Here is a 2,500-nt window from a genome sequence, read left to right as displayed (position 1 = left end):
CTACAGCTTGGCACTGAACATTGACCCTACATGTGTAGGATAGGTGGGAGGCTTTGAAGCACAGTCGCTAGATTGTGTGGAGCCGTCCTTGAAATACCACCCTTGTAGTGTTGATGTTCTAACTTAGGCCCCTAATCGGGGTTGAGGACAGTGCCTGGTGGGTAGTTTGACTGGGGCGGTCTCCTCCCAAAGAGTAACGGAGGAGCACGAAGGTTGGCTAAGTACGGTCGGACATCGTACGGTTAGTGTAATGGTAGAAGCCAGCTTAACTGCGAGACAGACACGTCGAGCAGGTACGAAAGTAGGTCATAGTGATCCGGTGGTTCTGAATGGAAGGGCCATCGCTCAACGGATAAAAGGTACTCCGGGGATAACAGGCTGATACCGCCCAAGAGTTCATATCGACGGCGGTGTTTGGCACCTCGATGTCGGCTCATCACATCCTGGGGCTGAAGTCGGTCCCAAGGGTATGGCTGTTCGCCATTTAAAGTGGTACGCGAGCTGGGTTTAGAACGTCGTGAGACAGTTCGGTCCCTATCTGCCGTGGGCGTTTGAGAATTGAGAGGGGCTGCTCCTAGTACGAGAGGACCGGAGTGGACGAACCGCTGGTGTTCGGGTTGTTATGCCAATAGCATTGCCCGGTAGCTACGTTCGGAATCGATAACCGCTGAAAGCATCTAAGCGGGAAGCGAGCCTCGAGATGAGTTCTCACTTTAACTTAGAGTTAACTGAAGGGCCGTTGAAGACTACAACGTTGATAGGCGAGATGTGGAAGTGCTGTGAGGCATTGAGCTAACTCGTACTAATTACCCGTGAGGCTTAACCATACAACGCCAAAGTGGTTTTAAGCTTGTTAGAAGTTAAGAATATAAGTAGACGATAAGAATTTAATTTAGTTTTTCCAGATTTTAAGCATTGTGAATAGATGAGCTCTTATGAGAAATCAATTCACCTTGCGCAAATGAAATGACAAAAAAGACGTCATTAGCCATTTGCACGAAAAGAATTTGCTTGGTAACCATAGCATTTTGGAACCACCTGATCCCATGCCGAACTCAGTAGTGAAACGAAATAGCGCCGATGATAGTGTGGGGTTTCCCATGTGAAAGTAGGACATTGCCAAGCGCCAAATAAAAGAAAGCCCGATTCGAAAGAGTCGGGCTTTTTTCGTGCTAAATCGTCTCGAATGTTGCAGAGGTCATGCACATTGATAAAGAGACGAATTAGCGCAAGGTGAAGGGAGCATCCTTCACCGCCGACAAGGCAAACTCAAGATTTCCTCAGCAACAGCTAAACTAGCTTATTTCACCTTGCGCAAAGTGAACGTACTCGCTTCGCTCGTTATCGTTACATTGTGCACGTTAATCACCTTACGCAAAAAGAGCGGACTCACTGCGTTCGTTGTCGCTAGCCTTTTGCACGATAGCGCAAGGTGAAGTGAGCATCCTTCACCGCCGACAAGACAAACTCAAGTTTTCCTCAGCAAAAGCTAAAACTGCTTATTTTTGGGGCGCTGTCATACATTTCCAATCTGCGGGAAAAGCCCAAGATATTGAAGCAGCCATGGCTCTTAAGGTTGGTTGCTCGTTCAGGTGTAAAGCGAGCTTGTATTGCGCTGGTGAATAAAAATATCAGAACGGCGTGGGCAATGTTAAAACAAAGTACGAACTACCAGCCAGTTATGATTTAACAAACATCTTAAAAGAGTTCGACAACAATGTAATTAAAACTGTAAGACCAACCTTCTGAAAACCTGTCTGAACTTGAAGTGATAATACACTAACGAAGCGTTTAGGACAGAAAGTGCCAATAAATCATAGGTTAGAGAGTCGCGCTCTCAAAAGAAACCGCATATACGCAAGCATCTTTAATTTTAAAAAACATGTTGTCAAACAAGTGGAGTCCATAACAAGTTCAGCGTGACGGCTAGGTTGAGCGCGACGGCATAGTTTAAATACGTCGTCCTGAACTCGTTTCAGGATCCATGCTTTGTTTTTCTTGACTCGGTTTCTGCGTATGAAATAGGGAGTTGATTATTTTTAGTGAAAACGGCTTTTGCACCTTGCACAAAGAGAACGTATTCACTACGTTCCTTGTCGTTAACATTTTGCACGATAATCTGAAGGTGAAGTGAGCAACCATCACTGTCGGCAAGATAAACTCAAGATCCCCTCGGCAGCAGCTAAAACGGCTTGTTTCACCTTGCGCAAATTGAACGTACTCACTTCGCTCGTTGTCGTTACATTTTGCACGATACTCCTTGCGCAAATTGAACGTACTCGCTTCGCTCGCTATCGTTACATTTTGCACGTTAATCACCTTTCGCGAAAAGAACGTATTCGCGTACTATGTCGTCTCGAACTAGTTTAAGCCAAGACGTAGATATTGCTTCAAACTTACTTAGTTAAAATTATATTGTTGTGTCTAGTTAAGAGAGGGAATTTTATACAGAAATAACGGTTTTCGATTGATATTTAAGCAAGCGCTGTTTTTTTATAAG

1 protein-coding gene and 2 rRNA genes (1 of these 3 cut by a window edge) are annotated in these 2,500 nt (G+C 44.9%); 2 read left to right on the top strand and 1 reads right to left on the bottom strand.

The features are described from left to right. Both JF50_RS19760 and rrf read left to right on the top strand, forming a co-directional pair. Nucleotides 1–827, top strand: a 23S ribosomal RNA gene (locus tag JF50_RS19760) (it extends 2,055 nt beyond the left edge of the window). A 183-nt stretch (nucleotides 828–1,010) separates the two neighbouring features. Next, nucleotides 1,011–1,125 (top strand): 5S ribosomal RNA (rrf, locus tag JF50_RS19755). 825 nt (nucleotides 1,126–1,950) lie between these two features. Here rrf and JF50_RS26990 read toward each other — a convergent pair. Beyond that, nucleotides 1,951–2,310: a hypothetical protein gene (locus tag JF50_RS26990; RefSeq protein WP_152614609.1), complete on the bottom strand. Its 360-nt coding sequence runs from the start codon at nucleotides 2,308–2,310 to the stop codon at nucleotides 1,951–1,953. Nucleotides 2,311–2,500: the final 190 nt, after the last annotated feature.

It is taken from the genome of Pseudoalteromonas luteoviolacea, from assembly GCF_000814765.1.
Lineage (GTDB): Bacteria > Pseudomonadota > Gammaproteobacteria > Enterobacterales > Alteromonadaceae > Pseudoalteromonas > Pseudoalteromonas luteoviolacea_H.
The sequence above is the reverse complement of the archived record's forward strand: the minus strand, read 5'-3'. Positions and strand labels throughout refer to the sequence as shown.